Here is a 22646-nt window from a genome sequence, read left to right on the forward strand (position 1 = left end):
CGTGTTGGTGTGGTAACCCACATCGTCCCGGAGGTCTTCTTCTACGTCACCCGTTCACAACGTCCCAGGGAACTACACCTAGGCCGCTGGGCGCGCCGTCGTTTGCGTCCGCACAACCGAAAGCAGCTCGCGCCACGGCGATCCGTGGTGCGAGCTGCTTCTGGTTGCGCGCTGGCCATGCGCGCCGCCCGCGCGCCGGTGCCCCTCGGCGCGGTGGCGCGCGTCAGCCGCGCGCGGCCAAGCGGTGCACGACCGACTTCGTCGCCTCGTAGAGCTCGCGGTAGTCCTCGTACCCGGGCCCGTACGCCGCGTGCGCGTCGGGGTCCGGCTCGATGACCGTCGCCGGCGGGTTCCATTGCCGGATGTCGACGTCGGCCACGAGCGCCGCCGCCAGGAACGCCGATCCGTAGGACGCCCCCACGGTCACCGACGGGATCGTCTGCGGCAACCCCGTCACGTCGCTGACGATCGTCGGCCAGAGCCGCCCGAGCAGTCCCCCGCCCGCGCCGACCAGCTCGCGCACCGGCACTCCCGCCTCCCGCAGCACCTCGACGTTGTGCCGCACCGCGTACGCCGTCGCCTCGAGCGTCGCCCGGTACAGGTCGCCACGGGTGTGCCGCACGGTCAGCCCCGCGATCACACCCCGCGCGTCCGGGTCCGCGATCGGTGTCCGCTCCCCCGCGAAGTACGGCAGCATGAGCAGCCCGTTCGCCCCGATCCCGGCAGCGTCCGCCTCGCCCAGCATGGAGGGCCAGTCGCCGTCCACGAGCTTGCGGAGCCACTCCGTGATCGCACCGGAGGTCGCCATCCCCCCGGCCACCGACGGCTGACCGGGGTGCGTCCCGACCGTCGTCCACATCCCCGGCACCGACGTGGGCGCGTCGGTCGGCACGATCATGAACATCGTGGTCCCGTACTGCAGGAACATCCGGCCGGGGACGGACTCACCGACGCTCACACCCTCGGCCCACGCGTCGATGGTCCCGGCGGTCACCGGGATGCCGGCCGGGAGGCCCGTGGCCGCGGCCGCCTCGTCGGTCACCGTCCCCGCGACGTCGCCGGACCAGAGCAGTCGGGGCATGGGCAGGTCGGGTGCGATCCGCGCGCACCACTCGGGGATCCACTCGTTCGTGTGGACGTCGTAGAGCGGGGTCGTCTGGCTCGCCGAGTGGTGGTCGAGGACGTACTCCCCCGTGAGCAGTTCGACGATCCGGGACGAGGGCATCGTGAAGCGCGCGGCCCTGGCCCACACCCCGGGTTCGTTCCGGGCGACCCAGGCGAGCTTCGCGCCGGCCGCCTGGGTGCTGAGCGCCGATCCGCAGCGTGCGCGGACGACGTCCTCGCCGCCGAGCTCCGCCGTCAGGTCGTCGAGCATGCCGGACGTCCGGGTGTCGACGCCGTAGAGGATCGCCGGGCGGAGCGGGTCGCCGGCGTCGTCGGTGAGGAGCACGCACGGGCCGATGCCGCTGACCCCGACGGACTCGACGACTGCGTCGGGTGCCAGCGCGAGGAGCTCACCCGTCAGGTCGCGGAACTCGTCCCACCAGACGGCGGGGTCCATCTCGACGAGTCCCTGCTCGGGTCGATCGACGTCGTGGTGGCGGCCGACCTCGGCGATCACGGTGCCGTCGACCCGTACGAGCAGTGCCTTCGTGCTCGACGTCCCGATGTCCAGACCGAGCACCGCCCGCATGCCGCCTCCTTCGCCGCCACCGACCACCGCTGGTCGTGTCCCGAGTCTACGAACGATCCGCGGAGCGCCAGGTGCACAGCGGACTGTCGGTTGCCGGACCTAGTGTGCTGACGACTCGAACGCGCCATCCGAGAGGGAACCACCGATGAAGAAGTCCGCCTGGCTGCCAGCCGTCATCGCTCCGGTGGTCGTCGCCGGCGCCATCGCTGCTCCAGCCCTCGCCAACGCCGCGAGCACCCCGCTCGCCGGATCGAACCCGACCGCAGCCGAGGTGATCGCCAGCGTCGCGAAGTCCTCCGACGCGCAGTACTCCGGCAAGCTCTCGCAGACGAGCGACCTCGGCCTGCCCGAACTCCCCACCGGCTCCGGCGGGTCGTCCCTCGAAGGCAACGCCTCCGACGCGATCAGCATGCTGACGTCATCGCACACCGCCCGCGTGTACGCCGACGGCGCGACGAAGCAGCGCGTGCAGGTCACCGAACAGCTCGCCGAGCAGGACCTGATCCGCAACGGCAGCGACGTGTGGACCTGGGACTCGAAGGAGCGCGAAGCCACACACGTGACCCTGCCGTCCGACGCGCAGAAGTCGTTCGAGGACGGCACGGCGACCCCGTCGGACATCGCGACGAAGGCCATCGACGCGATCACCCCGAGCACGAAGGTCGCGAAGCCGACCTCGACGACGGTCGCCGGGCACGACGCCTGGCAGCTCGTCCTCACCCCGAAGTCGTCCGACACCCTCGTCGGCAGCGTGCAGCTCGCCGTGGACAAGCAGACCGGCCTGCCGCTCCGCGCGACGGTGCAGGCGAAGGGGCAGTCCGACCCGGCATTCCAGGTGCGCTTCACGAGCCTGCAGTACGGCGCCCCGGCGTCCCGGCTCTTCGACTTCACCCCGCCGTCGAACGCGAAGGTCACCACGAAGGACCTCTCCGACGTGCCGACCGACCACGCGGGCAGGGGCGAGCACGCGTTCGACCGCGCAGACGCACCGACCTTCTCGGGTTCGGGCTGGGACACCATCGCCGAACTCCCGGCGGGCACGGCGGACACCTCGTCCGCCGGAGCGGACGCGAGCGCCCTCCTCGACCAGCTGACGAAGGCGGTCGACGGTGGCCGGGCGATCCAGACCTCGCTCGTGTCGGTCTACCTCACGGATGACGGCCGCGTCCTCGCGGGCGCCGTGCCGGTGTCCTCCCTGGTCGCCGCCGCGAAGTGAGCACGACCGAGCCCACGGCGGTGGACCCGGTCGTCCCGGCGACCGCAGCGGACCTCGCGATCCGCACCACGGGCCTCCAGAAGGTCTTCCGCAAGCAGCGCGCGGTCGACGGCATCGACCTCGCCGTCCCGCGCGGATCCGTGTTCGGGTTCCTCGGGCCGAACGGATCCGGCAAGACGACCACGATCCGGATGCTCCTCGGGCTGTCGTCCGCGACCGCGGGGAGCATCGAGGTCCTCGGTGAGCCGATGCCCCGCGCGTTGCACAGCGTGCTGCCGCGTGTCGGCGCGCTCGTCGAGGGACCGGCGTTCTACCCGTACCTGTCCGGCCGGGCCAACCTCAGCCGCTTCGACGCCGCCGACCCGACGTCCGATCCGCGCACCCGCAAGGCCCGCGTCGCCAGCGCACTCGACCGCGTCGGGTTGTCGCACGCCGCGGACAAGAAGGCGCACGCGTACTCGCTCGGCATGAAGCAGCGGCTGGGGCTGGCGAACGCGTTGCTCTCGCCCCGCGAGCTCCTGGTGCTCGACGAACCGACGAACGGCCTCGACCCGCAGGGCACGCGAGAGGTCCGGAACCTCATCCGATCGCTGGCGGACGACGGCACGACGGTGTTCGTGTCGAGTCACCTGCTGGCCGAGATCGAGCAGGTCTGCACGCACGCCGGGGTGATGCGGACCGGCAAGCTCGTCGCGCAGGGCACCCTCGACGACCTCCGCTCCGCCGGCGCCCGCACGGTGACCGTCCGCACGCCCGACCTGGGTCAGGCGGGATCGGTCCTCACCCGGCTCGGGCTCACCCCGCGGCACGAGGGTGGAGCAGACGTCCTCGTGGCCGACCTGCCGCACGAGGTCCTGCCGGAGACGATCGCGACCGAACTCGTCCGTGCCGACGTCCGGATCCGCGGACTCGCGGTCGGGGGCGGCACACTCGAGGACCTCTTCGTCGCGCTCACCGGGGAGGGCTTCGATGTCGCAGCCTGAGACCGTCGCGACCGCACCTGCCCGAACGTCTCGACCGTTCGCGCTGCTCGGCTCCGAACTGGCACTCGTGTTCCGGCGCCGCCGCACCTGGGCGATGCTCGGCGCACTGGCGCTCGTCCCGATCCTCATCGCCGTCGCCGTGCGGCTGACGACCGGGGACGACTCCGGTGGTCCGGCGTTCCTCGGCGACATCACGAACAACGGGCTGTTCGTGTCGTTCACGGCCCTCACGGTGTCGATCCCGCTGTTCCTGCCGCTGACCGTGGGTGTCGTCGCCGGCGACACCGTCGCGGGCGAGGCGAGCCACGGCACGATCCGGTACCTGCTCGTCGCGCCGACCGGACGTCTGCGGTTCATCCTCGTGAAGTACGCCGGAGCGGTGGCGTTCTGCCTCGCGGCGACGCTGCTGATCGTCATCGTCGGCGCGGCGATCGGCGCCGTGCTGTTCCCGATCGGCCCGGTGACGCTGCTGTCCGGCACGCAGGTCGACGGCTGGTCGTACGCGGGTCGGGCGCTGCTGCTCGCGCTCTACGTGACCCTGTCGATGCTCGGGCTCTCCGCGATCGGCCTCTTCGCGTCGTCGCTGACGAACGTGCCGGTCGGCGCGATGGCCGCGACCGTCGTGCTCGCCGGCGTCTCGCAGGTCCTCGACCAGCTCCCGCAGCTCGACTGGCTGCACCCGTACCTGTTCTCAGACCAGTGGCTCGGGTTCGGCGACCTGCTCCGCGACCCGATCGCGTTCGACTCGTTCGGCAGCAACGCCCTGTTGCAGCTCGGCTACGTCGCCGTTTTCGGCACGCTGGCGTACGGCCGGTTCGCCACGAAGGACGTCCTCAGCTGATCAGCTGACCTCCGACCGCGGGACGGGATCGCGCAGGTCGCGAGACTTCTCCGACTTGTACCAGTGCAGCCGCGCCCCGGTCTCCACGGGCTGCATCCCGACGACGACCTTGCCGCGGGAGTGCATCTCCGCCAGGTCCTCGTACGCGTCGACGATGTACTCGAACGGGTAGTACCCGGAGATGATGAACTGCACCTTGTGCCGTTCGACCAGGTCGCCGAGGGTCGTGAGCATCTCGGCCGCCTCGGAGTCGTCACCAGGTGCCCGGAGGAACCGGATCTCGAGGTCTCGGCGGTCCTCGCTGGACACGAAGCGGTTCTTCGCGACGCCGAGGCGCTCCGCGAGCCCGGCGTTGTCCCCGCCGTCGAGGTTGTCGATGAAGGCGGTGATCGGCCGCCCCTCGGCGATCTCGGTGATGCGGCCTTCCTCACCGTCGCCGTAGGCCACCGGCAGCACGCCGATCTGCCGCAGGGCGTCGTGGTTGCGCGGGCTGCCGAGCCCGATGACGGTCGCACCGGCGTCGCGTGCGAGCTGGCACTCGATGTGACCGACGCCACCGGCAGCCGCGCTGATCACGACCGTGTCGTCGGGCCCGAGCCGCAGGCCCCGCACGACCGACAGCGCCGTGCAGCCGGCGAGGTACAGGCTCCCGGCCACCTCGAACGTCATCGTCGCGGGCTTCTTGACGACCGCACCGCGAGGCACGCTGACCCAGGTCGCGTGTGCTCCGCCGTGTGGCGCGTGGCCCATGACCTCGTCGCCGACGTGCAGATCGCGGACCTCCGCACCGCGGGCCCGGACGACGCCGGCGAAGTCGACGCCCTGGTGTGCCGGGAACTCGAGGTCGATGAACTCCTTCAGCCGGCCCTCACGGAGGAACCGCTCGATGTGGTTGAGGCCCGCGACGGAGACCTCGACGACCACGTCGCCGGGGCCCGGTTCCGGCCGTTCCTGGTCGACGAGCTCCACGACGTCGAAGCCGCCGTAGCGGTCGTACTGCACTGCACTGCCGGTTCGCATGACGCGCTCCTTCGGACGTTGTTGCACCGGCATACTCCGACTGCCGCGGAGGTTCCCGAACGTCCGGGGTACTGCACCCCGGCCGGGAGGCTCGGTGCACGTCCGCCCCGCCGGTCCGGCACCTGCACGCGGGGCGCTGCGGCGCGTCAGCGCTTGCCGGCTGCGGCCACGATGCGCTCGACTGCGTCGGCGTCGTGGTGCACCGCGACCTGGTCGGCCCCGGCGACGGGCACGCGCACGGGCGTCGACCACAGCGACCCGTCCTCGGCGATGTCCACGACGAGCGCGCCGGTGCCGACGTACGCCGACTCCTCGCCGTACGCCCCGATGACGTCGGTGTCGTTCGCGACGCCGGGCGCGACGAGGACGGGCACCCCGCCGACGTTCCCCGCGAAGTGGTGGTGGTAGTGCCCGGCGAGCACGACGCGCACGTCCGTGCCACGGAGGACGTCCGCGAGCGCATCGGGGTTCTGCAGCCGGAGCGCTTCGTGCAGGGCGGTCGGGGCCGGGAGCGGCGGGTGGTGCAGCACGACGACCGACCCGTAGGGCGCACCGGACTCCTCGGCGAGGGCCGTGCGGAGCCGCGTGAGCGACTCCTCGCTGAGCTCGCCGTAGCCCGCTCCGGGGACGCTCGTGTCGACCGTGACGATCCGCCGGCCGGCCACGAGCGACTGCCCGAACACCGGAACGGTCGGCGGGTGGTACTCCATCGTGTGCATGAGCGGACGGCCGCCCTCACCGAGGACGTGCCCGTTGGCGAGGACCCGCCGGAACCCCTCGCGCTGGTCGTGGTTGCCGGGCACCGTGACGAGCGCGGCGCCGTGCCGCTCCGCCCAGCCGCCTGCGCGTTCGAGCAGTGCCGCGTAGGACTCGGGGCTCCCGTCCTCGGAGACGTCTCCGGAGACGACCACGAGGCCGACGCCCTCGACGATGTCGAGTCGTTCGAGCAGGGCGTCGAGCGCGGCCGCGGTGTCGACGGTGCCCTGGTGCGGCGCTCCGTCCCCGGTGAGGTGGGTGTCGGACAGGTGCAGGACGCGGAGCGTGCCGGGAGCGGGTGTCTGCATGCCCCGACCCTATTCACGCCGCCGGAGCATCACCCGACGACGGTGGCGAGGATCGCCGGGCGCTCCTGGGTGTCCCCCTGGTCGACCCACGAGAGCACCTGTGCGCTGATCATGTCGGTCGACGGCGTGGTGTCGGTCGCGAACGAGAGCACCGAGCTCCATCGCTCACCTGCTCCGACGTGCTTCGAAGCCCGTTGCTCGTCGATCGGCTCGTGGTCCTCCGCTGACCCGTGCCACGCCGTCGCGTCGACGACCACGTCGCGGGCTTCGTCGCACGTCAGGTCGAACACGACGAGGCCGTGCTCGTGGTCGGCTGTGGCGTCGAGCACGGTGCAGCCCGGTGCGTCCGGGTCCGCGTGCGCCGGGGCCGCGGTGAGCAGCGCGGTGCCGAGCACGGTGAGCACGGCACCGGCGGTCAGGGTCTTCGTGAACATCGTCGTCCTCCTGGGATCAGTGATGTTCCACATGTTGCACGTCGGAGAGCGGCATTGTCAACGCCCCACCGGCCGGCCGGTCGGGGAGAGGAGAGACCGCGACGACCGGAGACTCCCCATCAGAGCGCTCGCCAGCGCGTGCACCCCCACCCCGAGCACCTCGGTCCGATCATCGGGCAGCCGGACCTCGGCCTCGGCCCCAGGGGGCACCGTGACCGACAACGACGCCGACGCGTCGCGCACCGTCCACCGGACAGCGGCCCTGCCGTACGGCGTCCGCACCGAGCACGACGCCGACCCCACCGGCCCGCACACCGCCGGCGCGACGAGGAACCGCCGCCACCCCGGCTCGAGCGGCCGGATCCCGGCGACGTACCCGGTCAGCCAGTCGTCGACCGTCCCGAGGAAGTAGTGCCCGTGCGACCGCGCCGCCAGGTCCCAGTGCTCGAACGTCGACGTCGCGCCGGCCTCCCGCCAGGCACCCCACGACGGCACCGTCGTCTGCCGCGCCACGGCGAGCGCCAGGGACGCGTACCCGGCGTCGGTCAGCACGGGCAGCAGCCACTTCGTGCCGATCGCGCCGGTGTCGAGGTGGTCGCCGCGAGCGCGGACATCCGCGGCGAGCGCTGCCGCGACCGCCGGACGAGCGGAGGACGGTACCAGGTCGAACGCCAGCGCCAGCACCTGGTGCGACTGTCGGAAGCCCTCGTCGCGCGGGCCCCGCACGGCACCGTCGACCAGGAACCGAGCGACGAACGCGTCCCGCACACGCGCGGCAGCAGCACGCGCCGACGACGAGTCCCGCCCGAGCACGTCGTCCACCCGCGCGACCGTGTCGAGGATCCGCGCGAGGAACGCCGTCGCCGGCACCCGGGAGTCCTCCGGCGGGTTGCCACCGCCGGGGTCCGTGCCCGGGGCGACCCAGTCACCGAGGATCGTGTCCGCGATGCCGTCCGGCGACCGGTCGACCTCGAGGCGGGCGTAGGACTCCATCGCCTCGACGTGTCGTTCCAGCACCGAGACGTCGCCGGTGTGCCGGTACACGTCCCACGGCACGGTCACCAGCGCCGAGTGCCAGACGGGAGCCCGCTCGTCGACACCGAACACCCCGGCGTTCGGGGCGATGAGCGCCGGCGGGTGCCCCGGCGAGGTCGTCTCCGCGAGGTCGCCGACCCACTTCGTCAGCACGTCGGCCGCGTCGAGGTTCGTCAGGAACATGTCCGCGCCGACCGCGGCATCGCCCGTCCAGCCGTTCTTCTCGTACTTCGGGGTGTCGGTCGGGTACCCGTGCAGGTTGTTCTCCATGGTCCGCAGGGTCGCGTCGTGGATCCACTGCAGCAGGTCGTCGTCGACGGTGAAGGTGCTCGTGACCTCGGCGTCGGTGCGGACCACCCGGGCGGTGACGTCCGAGACGGTCGGCCCGAGCGGCTCCGGCCACCCGGACACCTGCACGTACCGGAACCCCTTGTAGGAGAACCGCGGCTCCCACGAGACCGCGTCGTCGTCGAGCGTCACCTCGTCGGTCTGGAAGCCGTCGGCGAAGTAGTGCTTGTCGTCGTCGGCGTTCGGCAGGCCGTCCGGACGGAGCCGTTCGCCGTACCGGATCCGCACGGTCGTGCCGCCGGCGCCGGCGGGCAGCCGCAGCTGCACCCAGCCGGCGACGACCCGGGGGAACGTGACGACCCACTCGCCCGGAGCCGCCTGGGTGATCGCGGTCGGCTGGAGCTCCTCGACGACCCGGATCGGTGGTTCGGCTCGCGCCTCGAGCGCACCGGCCGGCCCCGTCACGACGACGGCGGGGAGCGCGGGAGCGGCGAGCGGTCGGCCGGGGCGTCGGCGCAGGTCGTGCACCTCACCCCCGTACAGGTCGTCCAGGAGGATCGTCCCGCGTCGAGCGGTCCAGTCCGGCCCGGTGCGGGTCAGGTCCACCGCCCCGTCCTCGCGTTCCAGCCGCAACACCGCGCGGACGCGCGGCTCCGCGTGCCACGGCGCGCGCTCCCACGCCCAGACGTTCGCGTTGGTCATCCCGTAGAAGCCGCGGCCGAGCTCGAGCCCGAGGTGGTGTTCCGCCCCGTCGTCGAACTCGGCGGTGACGTCGTGCAGGACGACCTGCACGCGGCGGTCCCAGTGCGTGGTGGTGGGCGACAGGACCTCGTCGGAGGCCAGGCGTCCGTCGATCCGGACGTCGACGTGTCCGCCGGCGGCCACCGCGAGGAGCGCCCGGCGGACCGGGGCCGCCGCGGGGACCGTCGCCTCGAGCACGGGGGCGGCGAGTGATCCGTCGTGGCACTGCTCGCGAGGCGTCGGACGGGCACCCTCGGCACCCGGCGCCGTGACCCACTCGGCACCGCGCCACGCGTCGTCGTCGACGGGGGTGGGGGTGAGCCGGCCGTGCACGGTGGTGACCGTCTCGTCCGACTCGATCCGAGCCTCCCAATCGTGTTCCCGCCACGGTGCGAACCGGAGACCGGTCGGCGAGGTGACCCACGGTTCGACGCTCCGGATCCGGCCGGAGTCCCAGACGACCGCGTCACCGTCCCGGACCACGAGGCGGAACGCCGTCTGCGGGCTCGTGACGGGCCAGGTGAACCGGACACGTCCGTCGACCTCGGTGGCCAGGGGCTCCATCGCTCCTCCATCCGCCGGCGCCGCGGTGCGACCAGCGTCTGAAACGATTCACGCACGGCGGCTGCGTTGTCAAGCGTCACGGACGGATCTGTTCGACCCCGTACCGACTGGGCGGTGTCCCGAAGGTGGCACGGAACACGCGCGAGAAGTAGAGCTGGTCCTCGAACCCCACGGCACGGGCGACCTCGCCGACCCGGAGGCCGCTCGACCGCAGCATCTCGGCCGCCTCCCGCATCCGCACGGAGCGGACCCAGGCACTCGCGGAGGTCCCGAGGTGCGCGGCGAACAGCCGACCGGCGGTGGACACGCTGCACCCGCCGGCCGCCGCGATCTCGGCGACGGGGAGCGGCCGGTCGAGGTTCCGGCGGACGTGGGCGGTCATCAGCTCGAGCGCTGCCGGCACCGCCGCGTCCCCGGCCGCGTCGAGCCCGTCCTCCGCGACGAAGAGGGCACCGAGTGCACGGGACACGCCCTCGTCGAAGGGGCCGTCGACGAACCGCTCGACCGTGTACCCGCCGAGCGACGCGATCCGTCGTGCCGTCGACGTGGTCGCCGCGGACCGCCGCGGCCGACCGGGATCACCCCGACGATCGACTGCGTCGTAGAGCGGGTCACCCGGTTGGTGCGCGACCGCCGGCAGCACCGGGCTCGACCGGTCGTGCCGCGGGACGACGTGCACGGTCCCCAGGCGGAACGGCGCTCGGTCGTCGGCGAGGTACTCGACGTCGTGGTCCCACGGCAGCCGCAGGACGGACCCCGACGTCAGCGCGAACCGGTCACCGCACGAGTGCACCGTGCCCGTCCCGGCGAGCACCCAGAGGAAGCAGAGGCTCAGGACACGCTCGTGCCGGATCCGCTCACCGGCGCGGAAGCGGTACCAGTTGGCGGCGACCACCGCGGGGCCCTCGGTCCTGGTGTCCATACGGGGAGCGTAATGCGGGACGCTCCTGACCGATATCTCCATCTTCTGCGGATCAGGCCCATGCCGTGCCACACCCGGCGAGCCTTAGCGTCGGGTCAACCGGTCGACGCGGACCGGACGACGACAGGAGACACGATGCGCATCACCGCCGACACCAGTGCATGCGTCGGAGCGGGGCAGTGCGCCCTCGTCGCCGGCGAGCTCTTCGACCAGGACGACGACGGCATCGTCGAGCTCCTCGTCGACGTGCCGGACGCCGCGGACGAGCCGGCAGCACGTCGGGCCGCCGCGCTCTGCCCGGCGCGTGCCATCACGATCGAGGAATGAGGGTGCACGTCGTCGTGGTCGGCGCCGGCGTCGCCGGGATGACCTGCGCCGAGGCGCTCCGTTCGGCAGGACACGACGGCCCGATCACCCTCGTCGGCGCCGAACCGCACGCGCCGTACGCCCGGCCGCCGCTCTCGAAGCAGGTCCTCGACGGCTCGTGGGACCCCTCGCGCTCCGTACTGCGGACGACCGCGGAACTCGACGGCCTCGACGTCACGCTCCGCACCGACGCCACCGCGACCGCACTCGATCCGGCGGCGCACGTCGTGACCTTCGACGGAGCCCGACTGCACTACGACGTCCTCGTCATCGCGACCGGCGTCGAGCCGGTCCGACCCGAGCTGCCGGGGATCGAGCACGCGTTCGTCCTGCGGACCCTCGACGACGCGGTCGCGCTGCGCTCGGCATGGACTCGCGCCGAACGTGTCGCCGTCGTGGGGACGGGCGTGCTCGGGTCCGAGATCGCGTCGGCCGCACGGCACCAGGGCCACGAGGTCGCGCTCGTCGGTCGGCGCGGCCTGCTGTCGTTCGGCACCGTCGGCACGCTGCTGTCCGAGCGGCTCGGCGAGCTGCACCGCGACCACGGTGTCGACCTGCGCGCCGGTGCCGGCGCACGCAGGATCACGACCGACGGCCTGGTCCTCGGCGACGGTTCCGGGCTCCCGGCCGACCTCGTCGTGGCGGCCACCGGCGGACGACCCAGGACCTCGTGGCTCGCCGCCTCGGGGCTCACCGTGCGGAACGGGGTGTGCTGCGACGACCTCGGCAGGGCAGCACCCGACGTGTACGCGATCGGCGACGTCGCACGCTGGACCGACCCCGTGACCGGCCGGTCGACGCGCGTCGAGCACCAGACGAACGCCATCGAGCACGCCCTGTCGGTCGCCGCGACGATCACCGGAGCCGAACCGCTCCCCACGCCGATCCCGTTCTTCTGGTCGGAGGTGCACGGCGTGCGCATCCAGGCCGTCGGCACGTTCGACCCCGCACGCCCGCTGGCCGCTTGGTCGGACGACGGCGACGTGCTGGTCCAACACGACGGTGCGACCACCACCGGCGTCGTCGGCTGGGGCGCACCCCGTGCCTTCCGCCGGGCCCGCGCCGAACTTGCCCGAACCATCCCTGCCCACGCCTGACTCCTGGAGACCCCCATGTCCGGATGCCCCTTCCACGCCGTGACCCTCCCCGGCGACAGCACCCCGCTCACCCCGTCGCCCGACTTCGCCGAGTGGCGCGACCGGGCACCAGCCGTGCCGCTCGCGTACGACGACGGGCACGTCGGGCTCATCGTGACCCGCTACGACGCTGCACGGGCGATCCTGGCCGACCCGCGGTTCAGTCAGGTCCCACACCGGATGCCACGCGGACCAGCGCGCCCGCACGAAGCAGCCGACGGAGCCGCCGCCCCACCCCCACGGACCCCGGATCCGCTCGACGACGCCGCCCGCCGGTCGATCGACGCCGCGAACCTGCTCGCCCTCGACGGCGCCGTGCACCAGCGCATGCGCCGCGGCGTCACCGGGCGGTTCTCGGTCAAGCAGGTGCGCCAGCGCGGCCCCGAGGTGCACGACCGTGTCGCGAGACACCTGGACCGGCTGCTCACCCACGACGGGCCCGTCGACCTCTTCTCGGAGTACGCGCAGCCGATCGCCGCCGAGACCCACTGCAGCGTGATCGGCGTGCACGAGGACCGCGTGCCCGAGTTCGTCGAGCACTTCGTCCGGGGATCCTCGACGCAGGCCAGGTTCGACTACATCCGCTCCGTGGTCGACGCACGTGCGGCCGACCCCGGCGAGGACGTCATCACCGACCTGCTCGCCTCGGACTTCTCGCGCGTCGAGGTCGAGGGGCTCGTCTTCCAGCTGATGAGCGCCGGGCACGACTCCGTGGCGTACCTCATCGCCACCGCGACCGTGGCCCTGCTGACGAACCCGGACCAGCTCGCGCGGCTCCGTTCGGACCCGGAGCGGGTGGGTCCGGCGATCGAGGAGTTCATGCGGACCGGCGCGATGTTCCTCACCCTGTTCCCGCGCACCGCGACCGAGGACGTCGAGATCGAGGGCGTCACCGTCACCGCCGGGCAGACGGTCTCGGTGTCGCCGGTCGGGGCGAACCGGGACCCGCGACGCTTCGCGGACCCCGAGCGCTTCGACGTCGACCGCGACGCGTTCGGTCACCTCGGGTTCGGGTACGGACCCCACGGGTGCATCGGCCAGCAGCTCGCGCGGGCGGAAATCCGGGAGGCCATCACGCAACTGATCGTCGGCGCACCCGACCTGCGACTGGTCGACGCCGAACAGCTCCGACCGATGCCCTTCGCCAACCCCGTCGCGACGTACGAGGCGGGCACCGTGCTCGTGAAAACTGACCACGCTTCGATTTCTCCATCATTGTGAGATAACCCTGGCGCTCCCGGCGACGAATGCGTATATTCATCGCCAACCGGCGGTTCTGAAACGATTCAGTACCCGACGGTTCCCGATCTTCAACGACGACGACCGGAGGTACTCGATGACGAGCCGACCACCACACCCGCCCACCAGGCCCGCGGCACGCGACGTGTCCAGACGGGCGTTCCTCGCAGCCATCGCGGCCGGCACCGCGACGATCGGCCTCGCCGGCTGCACCGTGATCTCCGGCGGCGCCGTCGCGGACGACCAGCAGGGCCTGAAGCTCAGCAAGGACCCAGCACCCGGCCGCGCGCACGTCGTCGAGATGTACAACATCTGGGGCGGCACGCTCGGCAACGCCTGGGTCGAGCTCGCCGACCTCTACGAGAAGTCGCAGTCGCACACCGGCGTCCGGGTCACCTACGCGCCGCTGTCCGGCAACACGCAGATCCGGCTGCAGACCGCCATCGCCGCGGGCACCCCGCCGGACCTGGCGTTCTGCACCCCAGAGGAGTACCCGCAGTTCGCGGGCTACGGCGTCGTCGAGCCACTCGGTGCCCGGATCAAAGCCGCCGGCCTCGGCGCGGACAACTTCGCGCCGGCGGTGTGGAAGCAGATGACGGCCACGGACGACATCTACGCGATGCCGGTGCTCGTCGACGTGAACTTCCCGATGTTCTGGAACAAGAAGGTCTTCGCGTCGGCCGGCCTCGACCCCGAGACCCCGCCGAAGACCATCGACGAGCTCGAGGCGTTCTCGGACAAGATCCTGCAGAAGCGCGGCAACCAGGTCACCCGGATCGGGACCGTGCCGTGGGACTACTACGGCTTCAGCAACTCGATGTTCACGTTCGGCTTCGCCTTCGGCGGCAAGTTCATGAGCGACGACAACATGGAGGCCACCCCCGACGACCCGAACATCGTCCAGGCGCTCCAGTGGATGGTCGACTACGCGAAGAAGGTCGGCGGTGCGAGCCACCTCGCGCTCACCAGTCCGTCGCAGACCCTGGCGCCGATCGCGAGCGGCAACATCGGGATGGCGCCGATGACGACGACGGATGCGCAGAACGTCTACCGGAGCGGTGACAAGGCGAAGGTCGAACTCGGCGCGACCCTGTTCCCCTACGCCGAAGGGCTCGGCTCACCCGGCAGCGCGACCTGGCTCGGCGGCTACGACCTCTTCATCCCGAAGGACTCCAAGGAGCACGACTCGGCGTGGGACTTCCTGCAGTTCGCGACCGTCTCGGACGCGGGCACGCAGTCGAACTTCGAGTGGGGCACCCTGCTCCCCGGCTGGTCCGACTCCCCCGTCCTGGCGGAGTTCCAGAAGGACCCGAACATCGCCGTCTACCGCGAGGGCCTCCTCACCGCGAAGAACATCCGCCCGACGATCCCCGTCGCCAGCACCTACGCGACCGCGCTCGACGTCCAGGTGAGCTCGGCCATCTACGGGCAGATCACCCCGGAGCGCGCCCTGGCCAAGGTCAAGGCCTCGGTCAACGCCGCGTTCGACGAATTCCGGAAGGAGAACTCGTGAGCGTCACACGGAGCATCACGACACGGGGTCCGAAGCCCCGCGGGACCTCGTGGCTCACCCACTGGATCCCCCGGACGAAGCGGCAGCGCGCGACCTTCGGGTGGGGCCTGTTCTTCACCGCACCGGCGATCATCGGCCTCGTCGTCTTCACCGGCGGTCCGATCATCACGAGTGCCGTCAACAGCTTCACGAACGCGAACCTGCTCGGCGGCACGAAGCAGTGGATCGGATGGCAGAACTACACGCAGCTCTTCGCCGACGACCAGTGGTGGCTGTCCCTCGGGAACACCCTGTTCCTCACGGTGATCTCGGTCCCCCTCGGCATCGCGGTCGCCCTCGGTCTCGCGCTGCTGCTCAATCTCCGGGTGAAGGGCCTCGGCATCTACCGGGTGATCTTCTTCATCCCGTCCATCGTCCCGATCGTCGCCAGCGCGGTCATCTGGGCGTACGTCCTCAACCCGCAGTACGGCGTCATCAACAACGTGCTGAGCCTGTTCGGGATCCAGGGGCCCGGGTGGCTCTCGGACCCGAACTGGTCGAAGCCCGCCCTCATCCTGTTCGGCCTGTGGGGCGTCGGGAACCTCATGGTGATCCTGCTGGCCGGGCTGCAGGGCGTCCCGCAGGACCTCCTCGAGCAGGCATCGCTCGACGGCGCCGGCGCGTGGCAGAAGTTCCGGAACGTGACCGTGCCGTTCATCAGCCCGCAGCTGCTGTTCGCGACGATCACCGGACTGATCGCCGGGTTCCAGTACTTCACCCAGGCGTTCGTCATGACCGGCGGCTACGGCGACCCGGCCGGCTCCACGCTCGTGTCCGGCGTCTACCTGTACCAGTCGGCGTTCTACCACTACCAACTCGGCTACTCGAGCGCGGTCGGATGGGTGCTCTTCGTGATCATCGCCATCGTCTCGATCCTGGCGTACCGCATCATGGGCCGCCGCGTGTACTACGGAGGCGAAGCACGATGACCGCGATCGAGAACCCCACGGCCGCCGCGGCCGTCGCCGGCGAGCCCCGCGGGTCGGTCAACCCGAGCCGGCCCGTCCCGAAGCACCGCAAGCTCACGTGGCCCCGCATCGCCGAGGCCATCGCGAAGCACGCCGTCCTCATCGTCCTCAGCGTCGTGTTCCTGATGCCGCTGATCTGGATGGTCACCGGGTCGTTCAAGACCCAGGCGGACATCGGCGCGTTCCCGGTGAAGTGGTTCCCGGACACCATCACGACGGGCAACTACACGTACGGGCTGCAGGCGTTCCCGCTGCTGCAGTACTTCTGGAACACCCTCGTGATCTGCGTGCCGTCGATGATCGGCGCCGCGCTGTCGAGCGCGATGGTCGGCTACGGCGTCTCCCGCATCCGGTGGCCGTGGCGGAACGGGATCTTCACGATCCTCATCGCGACGATGATGGTGCCGTTCTACGTGACGATGGTCCCGCTGTTCGTGGCCTACCGCGACGTCGGCTGGACGGGCACGTACCTCCCGCTCATCGTGCCGACCTTCTTCGGCATCCCGTTCTTCATCTTCCTGATGCGGCAGTTCTTCCTCGGCATCCCGGACGCCCTCACCGACGCCGCGAGGATCGACGGTGCCGGCGAACTCCGCATCTTCGTGCAGGTGATCCTGCCGCTCTGCAAGCCGGCACTCGCCGCGGTGATGCTCTTCCAGTTCCTCGCCTCGTGGAGCGACCTGCTCGGGCCGCTGCTGTACCTCACGAAGTCGAGCCAGTACACGCTGTCGCTCGGCCTGACGTTCTTCCAGGGGGCGCAGGGCGACACCGCCACCGGCCCGCTGATGGCCGTCTCGACCATCATCCTCATCCCCATCGTGGTCCTGTTCTTCTTCGCCCAGAAGACCTTCATCCAAGGGATCACGATGTCCGGGATCAAGGACTGACGAAAGGACCACCATGACCGACACGACGACCGCATCCGCCCGCCGCGTGGCTGGTCCGGCAACGGACGGGAGGCCCGGCTCGGCTCCCACGGGACCGCTCGCCCCGACCGGGCTCCGCGTCGAACACCTCCGAGACCCGCTCGAGATCGGCACGGCAGAGCCGCGGCTCTCGTGGCACCTCCCCGAGGCCGGACCCGGATGGGAGCCAGGGCTCGCCGAGGTCGAACTCGTCGAACGCTCGGCCGGCACCGACGCCGGCACGGTCGTGGAGGTGGACGCCTCCGGCGTCCTCGTCCCGTGGCCGTTCGCCCCGCTGGCGTCCCGCGAACGCGCCGTGTGGCGGGTCCGCACCACGGCCGTCGACGGCTCCGTGACGGACTGGAGCGAGCCCCTGGAGGTCGAAGCGGGCCTCCTGTCCGACAGCGACTGGACCGCCTCGTTCGTCGCCGCTCCGTGGCGGGAGAACACCCGCGTCGACCAGGCGCCGCCGATCCTGCGGCGTGAGGTGACGCTGCGCGGCGACGTCGTCCGCGCCCGACTCGCGGTGGCGAGCCTCGGCCTCCACGAGGTCACGATCGACGGCATCCGCGTCGGCGACGCGGAGCTCGCACCGGGGTGGACCTCCTTCGGCCACCGGATCCGGTACCTGGTGCACGACGCGACCGAGCACCTGGCCGGCGGTCCGCGGACCGTCGCACTCGGCGCTCGTCTGGCGGACGGCTGGTACCGCGGCCGGATCACCTGGGACGACCGCGTCCGCAACGTGTACGGCGACCGACTGGCGCTCATCGCCCAGCTCGAGGTCGAGTACGCCGACGGGTCCACGGAGACCTTTGGCACCGATGACTCCTGGCGCGCCGCGCGCGGTGGGATCCTGCTCTCCGGCCTCTACGACGGAGAGAAGTGGGACGGCAGGGTCGAACCCGACGGTTGGCAGGCCGTCGGGTTCGACGACGCCGCGTGGGACGCGGTCGAGGTCCTCGACGCTCCCGCCGCGGCACTCGTCCCCTTCGACGGCCCCGTGGTGCGCGTGGTCGAGGAGATCGAACCGGTGTGGTCGCGCCGCTGGGACGCCGGGGCGATCCAGCTCGACTTCGGCCAGAACCTCCCCGGTCGGCTGAAGATCCGCAACCACCCGGTCGGACCGTTCGGCGTCACACTGCGGCACGCCGAGGTGATGCAGGACGACGAACTCGCGACCCGCCCGCTGCGCACCGCGAAGGCCACCGACGTGTTCTACTCGGGGCCGGGCGACGACGGCGAGGGATCGTGGGAGCCGCGCTTCACGGTGCACGGGTTCCGCTACGCCGAGGTCGAGGGATGGCCGGTGGAGTCGGTCGAGCCGGGTGACATCGTGGCCCAGGTCGTGCACACCGACATGCGGCGGACCGGCTGGTTCCGCTGCTCGGACCCGCGGCTCGAACAGCTGCACGAGAACGTCGTGTGGTCGATGCGCGGGAACTTCGTCGACGTCCCGACGGACTGCCCGCAGCGTGACGAGCGACTCGGGTGGACCGGGGACCTGCAGGTGTTCACGCCGACGGCTGCCTTCCTCTACGACTGCGCCGGGGTCCTCCGGTCGTGGCTCCGTGACCTGGCGCTCGAGCAGCGTCCGGACGGTGGCGTGCCGTTCTTCGTGCCGACGCTCCCCGACTCCGACCCGGCCGGGCACCACGCGGCGGTCTGGGGCGACGCGGCGACCCTCACGCCGTGGGGGCTGTTCCAGGCGTTCGGCGACCGGGGGCTCCTCGAGGACCAGTGGGCATCGGCGAAGGCCTGGGTCGACGGCGTGCTCGCTTCCGGGGACGAGGACCTCGTCCGGGTCGACGGCTTCGAGTTCGGCGACTGGCTCGACCCGCTCGCGCCGCCGGAGGACGCGGCGGCAGCCAAGGCCGACAAGTACTGCCTGGCGACGGCCTACTCGTACCGGTCGACGTCGGTCCTCGCGGCGTGGGCCGCCGAGCTCGGGAACGCCTCCGATGCTGCGTCCTACGCGGCGACCGCGGCGCGGATCAAGGCGTCGTGGCAGGCGCGGTTCCTGACGCCGTCCGGCACCGTCATCGACGACTCGCAGGCGTCGTCGGCGATCGCGATCGTGTTCGGGCTCGTCGACGCGGACGGCCCCGTCGGGGCCCGGCTGTCGGAACTCGTGCGGTCGAACGGACACCGCATCGGCACCGGGTTCGCCGGGACGCCGGTGGTGTGTGACGCGCTGCTCCTCGCCGGGCACCTCGACGACGCGTACGCGATGCTCCTGCAGGACGAGTGCCCGTCGTGGCTCTACCCGCTCACGCAGGGCGCGACGACGATCTGGGAGCGCTGGGACTCGCTGCTGCCGGACGGACGGGTGAACTCGGGCGGGATGACGTCGTTCAACCACTACGCGCTCGGGTCCGTCGCCGACTTCATGCACCGTGTCGTCGCCGGCATCGCCCCAGCGGCCCCGGGGTACTCCGCGATCCGCTTCGCGCCGAGGCCCGGCGGCGGGCTGACGAGTGCCGGCGCGACGCTCGACACCCCGCGGGGGCAGGCCGCGATCGACTGGTCGGTGTCGGAGGGCACGCTGTCGGTCACCGTCACGGTGCCGGTCGGTGCGACGGCGGTGCTCGACCTCCCCGGTGCGGAGCCCGTCGAGCTCTCGCACGGCACGTGGGAGTCTGCGGTGCCGTTCGTCGCGTGACCGCCGCGGCGGTGCCGGTCGTGCGGTACATCCCGCGAAAGCGACAGTTCCCCGCGAGATCCGCGCGGGGAACTGTCGCTTTCGCGGTTCGGTCCGCCTGATCAGACGCGGATGTGTCGCTCTCGCGAGACAGCAGGCTCCCCCACGCCTCAGTCGGGCAGCACCGCGTCGGGGACGTCCCGCAGGAAGATCTCGATCGTCTTCGGGCCGACCCCGTGCAGCGCTCCGAGCCGCTCACGGAGCTCCGCACGAGACCCGGCGGTCTTCACGAGGTGCGACACCGAGCCCTCGTCGGCGTCGAGCGTGTGCATCGTCTCGTGCAGTGCGTCGGTCATCTGGTAGTCGAACCGTCCGTAGCCGCCCTCGTCGAGGACCTTGCGGAGCTGCTCCCGTCCGGCCCCGGCGAACTTCCCCGGGCTCGTGAACCCGTGGTCGATCAGCACGCGGTAGGTCTCCGCCGCCTGCTCCTGCCGGATCGGCCTGCCGAACAGCATGCTCGCGAGGAACCACCGGTACAGCTGCTGGGGCTTGCCGTCCGACAGGTCGATGCCGAGGTCGGAGGCGTGTGTCACGTCGGCCATGCCGGGCACCGTACCCGCCCGACACCACGCCCGGTCCAGGTCCGGGGGTTACCCCCACCCCGGATCCGGAGGACCGCCGGATCGTCCCGCCGACCGCGCGGAACGACGATGGATCCATGAACACGTCACGCTCCGAACGATCCGCCGTCACCTCCGCCTTCGCCGTCGTCGGCATGGGACTCGTCGTCGCCACCCTGACCGGCTGCAGCATGATCGAGCAGTCACTCCCGCAGCAGCACCGCCACTACGACACCTACCGGGACGCCCCGTCGTCGGCGAACTCCGAGGACCTGGCCTGGTTCATGCCGAAGTGGGTGCCGGAGGACGCCAAGGACATCGACGTGCGTCTGGACACGAGCAACCCCGGGTACGTCATCGCGTTCGACTCAGCGACCGGAGTCGACACGGCGGCGTGCGAGCCCGTCGACGGCACCCACGGCGGCCCGGCGATGACGGCGGACTTCCTGCCGGAGTCACTCCCCACGACCGACCTGATCACGTGCGGCGACGGGCGGGTCACCGCCGAGATCGACGGCCGGTGGTACGGGTGGACGTCGAAGGAGCCGGTGTCGGCCGAGTCGAACGACACCCTGCGCAGCTCCTGACCGGACCTACTCCCCCGTCGCGGCGAGCTGGTCCTCGAGGTTGAACACCTCCGGCAGGATCCGCGCCGTCTGGTCGGCCCGACCGGTGGCCCCGTCGAACAGGTCCTGCATGTGGGCCTCCCACGCGGACGCGACCTCGCTGGCCGCGAGGGCAGCGTCCGCATCGGCGACCGAGTCGGTCTCGTAGTAGCCGATCAGCAGCCCGTCGTCGTCGAGGAACAGGGAGTAGTTCCGTCGACCGGCTCCCGCGATGGCCCGGAGCATCGCCGGCCAGACCGCGGCGTGCCGCTCGCGGTACGCGTCCATGTGCTCCGCAGCCACCTGCAGTCGGAAGCAGACGCGCGTGACGCGATCCGAGCCTCCAGTCCGGTGCGGCTGCGCGGACGGGAGGCCCGGTGCCGGTCCGGTGGGCCCGCTCACCTCGGTGTCCGCTCGCCTCGCGAGCCGCGGGCCGGTTCGCGCGCCGCTCGCGCCCGCTCCTCGTGCTCGTCGACCGTGCGGACGGTGCCGGTGACGCTCGTCACCGTGCCGTAGCGCTCGGCCTCGATCTCCTCGAGGGACTTCCCACGGGTCTCCGGTGCCCAGATCGTCCCGACCAGGAACGAGACCGCGAGGAGCCCGATGATGAGCCCGCCGAGCGGACGGAGGCCGATGTCGGTGAGGAGCACGGGGAACCACATGCTGAGGAGCCCGACCGTGACGCGGGCGGCGAGGAACAGCACACCCTGGGCGCTCGCACGGTACCGGGTGGCGAAGAGCTCGCTCGTCCAGAGGCCGTAGAACGCCTGCGCGCCGATGCCGGACGAGATGCCCCAGCCGATCGCGAAGAACAGCAGCGTGCCGGTGTTCGCCGGGCCGTAGATGAGCACGGCCCAGACGACGATCGCCAGCGCGGCACCGATCGCGAACAGCAGACGCCGGCTGATCCGGTCGCCGTACCGCATGAACACGAAGTACGTCGTGAGCACGGTGCAGAACCACACGAGGACCTGCAGGGCGTCCTGCTCGATGACGCTCATCACCCCGGTCGCGGCGTAGATGCGCGGCTGGAAGATGCCGGCCTGTCCGGCGACGGTGTTCCACATCGCGTAGACGCCGAACAGGAACAGCATCGCGACGAGGTTGACCTTCTTCGAGAACAACTGACCGACGCCGTGGAAGAAGCTCGTCGTGCCGGTGGCCGCGCGCTCGTCCTTCCAGATGGTCGACTCCGGCAGCCCTCGACGGAGCCACCACACCACCGCGGCGACGACGAACAGGTGCGCGAAGATGAGCCGGCTGCCGAGGAGTCCGAGCGGCGCAGCGGCGATCGCCAGCGCGAAGCCGACCATCGGGCCGATCGACCACGCGAGCTGCGCGGTGCCGACGTGTGCAGCACGCTTGCCGGCCGGTGCCTGTTCGGCGATGTAGGTCCAGCTGGCGGGGACACCGGCCCCGACGGCGATGCCGCACAGGACGAAGCCCGTCAGGAGCATGCCGTAGTTGCCGGCGAACACCGCGAGGAGGACCCCGAGCATGTACAGCAGCAGGTCGTACGTGTAGATGAACTTGCGGCCGTAGCGGTCGCAGAGCGGTCCGCCGATCGCGGCGCCGATGGCAGCGCCGAACGCGTTCGAGGAGAGACTCGCGAGGAGGCCCACGCCGAGGTCGCCGATGTGGAACTGGGCCTGCCAGAACGCCAGGCTCGTCGCGATCGCGATGATCGAGCCCGACTCGATGTAGTTCGACATGGCCACCGAGATGGTTGCCTTCCAGCCGGTCGTGTTGCTGGCTCCGATACGGACCGCCATTGGTCCTCCGTTCGTGCGTGTTCGTCAGTGAATCGTTTCAA

General features: G+C 71.3%; 20 protein-coding genes. 11 read left to right on the forward strand and 9 right to left on the reverse strand.

Annotation, left to right across the window (positions count from 1 at the left end):
* Positions 1–223: 223 nt before the first annotated feature.
* The gene (locus ACO0E1_RS00005) at positions 224–1693 is read right to left on the reverse strand and encodes an FGGY-family carbohydrate kinase (protein ID WP_422872276.1); all 1470 of its coding nucleotides are present in this window, start codon (positions 1691–1693) and stop codon (positions 224–226) included.
* A gap of 145 nt (positions 1694–1838) precedes the next feature.
* Here ACO0E1_RS00005 and ACO0E1_RS00010 point away from each other — a divergent pair, with 145 nt between their 5' ends.
* The 3 genes from ACO0E1_RS00010 to ACO0E1_RS00020 are packed head-to-tail and all read left to right on the forward strand — an operon-like array spanning position 1839 to position 4733.
* Positions 1839–2909, forward strand: coding sequence for a LolA family protein (locus ACO0E1_RS00010; RefSeq protein ID WP_422872277.1), 1071 nt, complete (start codon positions 1839–1841; stop codon positions 2907–2909).
* Positions 2906–3892 (forward strand): ABC transporter ATP-binding protein, encoded by a 987-nt coding sequence (locus ACO0E1_RS00015; protein ID WP_422872278.1) that lies wholly within the window; start codon positions 2906–2908, stop codon positions 3890–3892. The genes ACO0E1_RS00010 and ACO0E1_RS00015 overlap by 4 nt, the downstream gene beginning before the upstream one ends.
* A complete protein-coding gene (locus ACO0E1_RS00020; protein ID WP_422872279.1) occupies positions 3879–4733 on the forward strand; it encodes an ABC transporter permease in 855 nt (284 codons plus the stop codon). The genes ACO0E1_RS00015 and ACO0E1_RS00020 overlap by 14 nt, the downstream gene beginning before the upstream one ends.
* On the opposite strand, the gene ACO0E1_RS00025 is transcribed toward ACO0E1_RS00020, so the two are convergent.
* The 5 genes from ACO0E1_RS00025 to ACO0E1_RS00045 form a co-directional block, all read right to left on the reverse strand.
* Complete coding sequence (locus tag ACO0E1_RS00025; protein WP_422872280.1) at positions 4734–5753, reverse strand: NADP-dependent oxidoreductase; 1020 nt, start codon at positions 5751–5753, stop codon at positions 4734–4736.
* A 146-nt stretch (positions 5754–5899) separates the two neighbouring features.
* Complete coding sequence (locus tag ACO0E1_RS00030) at positions 5900–6817, reverse strand: metallophosphoesterase (protein ID WP_422872281.1); 918 nt, start codon at positions 6815–6817, stop codon at positions 5900–5902.
* A 29-nt stretch (positions 6818–6846) separates the two neighbouring features.
* A complete protein-coding gene (locus tag ACO0E1_RS00035) occupies positions 6847–7251 on the reverse strand; it encodes a hypothetical protein (RefSeq protein WP_422872282.1) in 405 nt (134 codons plus the stop codon).
* Between the two features lie 57 nt (positions 7252–7308).
* Positions 7309–9879: a family 78 glycoside hydrolase catalytic domain gene (locus ACO0E1_RS00040; RefSeq protein WP_422872283.1), complete on the reverse strand. Its 2571-nt coding sequence runs from the start codon at positions 9877–9879 to the stop codon at positions 7309–7311.
* Between the two features lie 76 nt (positions 9880–9955).
* Positions 9956–10801, reverse strand: coding sequence for a helix-turn-helix transcriptional regulator (locus ACO0E1_RS00045; protein ID WP_422872284.1), 846 nt, complete (start codon positions 10799–10801; stop codon positions 9956–9958).
* Between the two features lie 135 nt (positions 10802–10936).
* On the opposite strand from ACO0E1_RS00045, the gene ACO0E1_RS00050 reads away from it, so the two are divergent.
* From ACO0E1_RS00050 to ACO0E1_RS00080, 7 genes are all read left to right on the forward strand, one after another.
* Positions 10937–11128, forward strand: a complete 192-nt coding sequence (locus tag ACO0E1_RS00050; RefSeq protein WP_422872285.1) for a ferredoxin — start codon at positions 10937–10939, stop codon at positions 11126–11128.
* A complete protein-coding gene (locus ACO0E1_RS00055) occupies positions 11125–12264 on the forward strand; it encodes an NAD(P)/FAD-dependent oxidoreductase (RefSeq protein ID WP_422872286.1) in 1140 nt (379 codons plus the stop codon). The genes ACO0E1_RS00050 and ACO0E1_RS00055 overlap by 4 nt, the downstream gene beginning before the upstream one ends.
* Before the next feature lie 15 nt (positions 12265–12279).
* Positions 12280–13524 (forward strand): cytochrome P450, encoded by a 1245-nt coding sequence (locus tag ACO0E1_RS00060; RefSeq protein WP_422872287.1) that lies wholly within the window; start codon positions 12280–12282, stop codon positions 13522–13524.
* A 115-nt stretch (positions 13525–13639) separates the two neighbouring features.
* On the forward strand, positions 13640–15055 hold the full coding sequence (locus ACO0E1_RS00065) for an ABC transporter substrate-binding protein (RefSeq protein ID WP_422872288.1): 1416 nt from the start codon (positions 13640–13642) through the stop codon (positions 15053–15055).
* Positions 15052–16023 carry a carbohydrate ABC transporter permease gene (locus tag ACO0E1_RS00070; protein WP_422872289.1) on the forward strand — a complete coding sequence of 324 codons (972 nt, stop codon included), beginning with the start codon at positions 15052–15054 and terminating at the stop codon, positions 16021–16023. Before ACO0E1_RS00065 ends, ACO0E1_RS00070 begins: the two co-directional genes overlap by 4 nt.
* Positions 16020–16949 carry a carbohydrate ABC transporter permease gene (locus tag ACO0E1_RS00075; RefSeq protein ID WP_422872290.1) on the forward strand — a complete coding sequence of 310 codons (930 nt, stop codon included), beginning with the start codon at positions 16020–16022 and terminating at the stop codon, positions 16947–16949. Before ACO0E1_RS00070 ends, ACO0E1_RS00075 begins: the two co-directional genes overlap by 4 nt.
* A 13-nt stretch (positions 16950–16962) precedes the next feature.
* Positions 16963–19629 carry an alpha-L-rhamnosidase gene (locus ACO0E1_RS00080; RefSeq protein ID WP_422872291.1) on the forward strand — a complete coding sequence of 889 codons (2667 nt, stop codon included), beginning with the start codon at positions 16963–16965 and terminating at the stop codon, positions 19627–19629.
* Between the two features lie 149 nt (positions 19630–19778).
* Here the strand turns inward: ACO0E1_RS00080 and ACO0E1_RS00085 are convergent, their stop codons facing one another.
* Positions 19779–20210: a DNA glycosylase family protein gene (locus ACO0E1_RS00085; protein WP_422872292.1), complete on the reverse strand. Its 432-nt coding sequence runs from the start codon at positions 20208–20210 to the stop codon at positions 19779–19781.
* 116 nt (positions 20211–20326) lie between these two features.
* On the opposite strand from ACO0E1_RS00085, the gene ACO0E1_RS00090 reads away from it, so the two are divergent.
* Positions 20327–20815 carry a hypothetical protein gene (locus ACO0E1_RS00090; RefSeq protein ID WP_422872293.1) on the forward strand — a complete coding sequence of 163 codons (489 nt, stop codon included), beginning with the start codon at positions 20327–20329 and terminating at the stop codon, positions 20813–20815.
* Between the two features lie 6 nt (positions 20816–20821).
* Here the strand turns inward: ACO0E1_RS00090 and ACO0E1_RS00095 are convergent, their stop codons facing one another.
* Complete coding sequence (locus ACO0E1_RS00095; RefSeq protein ID WP_422872294.1) at positions 20822–21235, reverse strand: L-rhamnose mutarotase; 414 nt, start codon at positions 21233–21235, stop codon at positions 20822–20824.
* A complete protein-coding gene (locus ACO0E1_RS00100) occupies positions 21232–22605 on the reverse strand; it encodes an MFS transporter (RefSeq protein ID WP_422872295.1) in 1374 nt (457 codons plus the stop codon). The genes ACO0E1_RS00095 and ACO0E1_RS00100 overlap by 4 nt, the downstream gene beginning before the upstream one ends.
* Positions 22606–22646: the final 41 nt, after the last annotated feature.

The organism is Curtobacterium guangdongense (assembly GCF_049341845.1).
Classification (GTDB): domain Bacteria; phylum Actinomycetota; class Actinomycetes; order Actinomycetales; family Microbacteriaceae; genus Curtobacterium; species Curtobacterium guangdongense.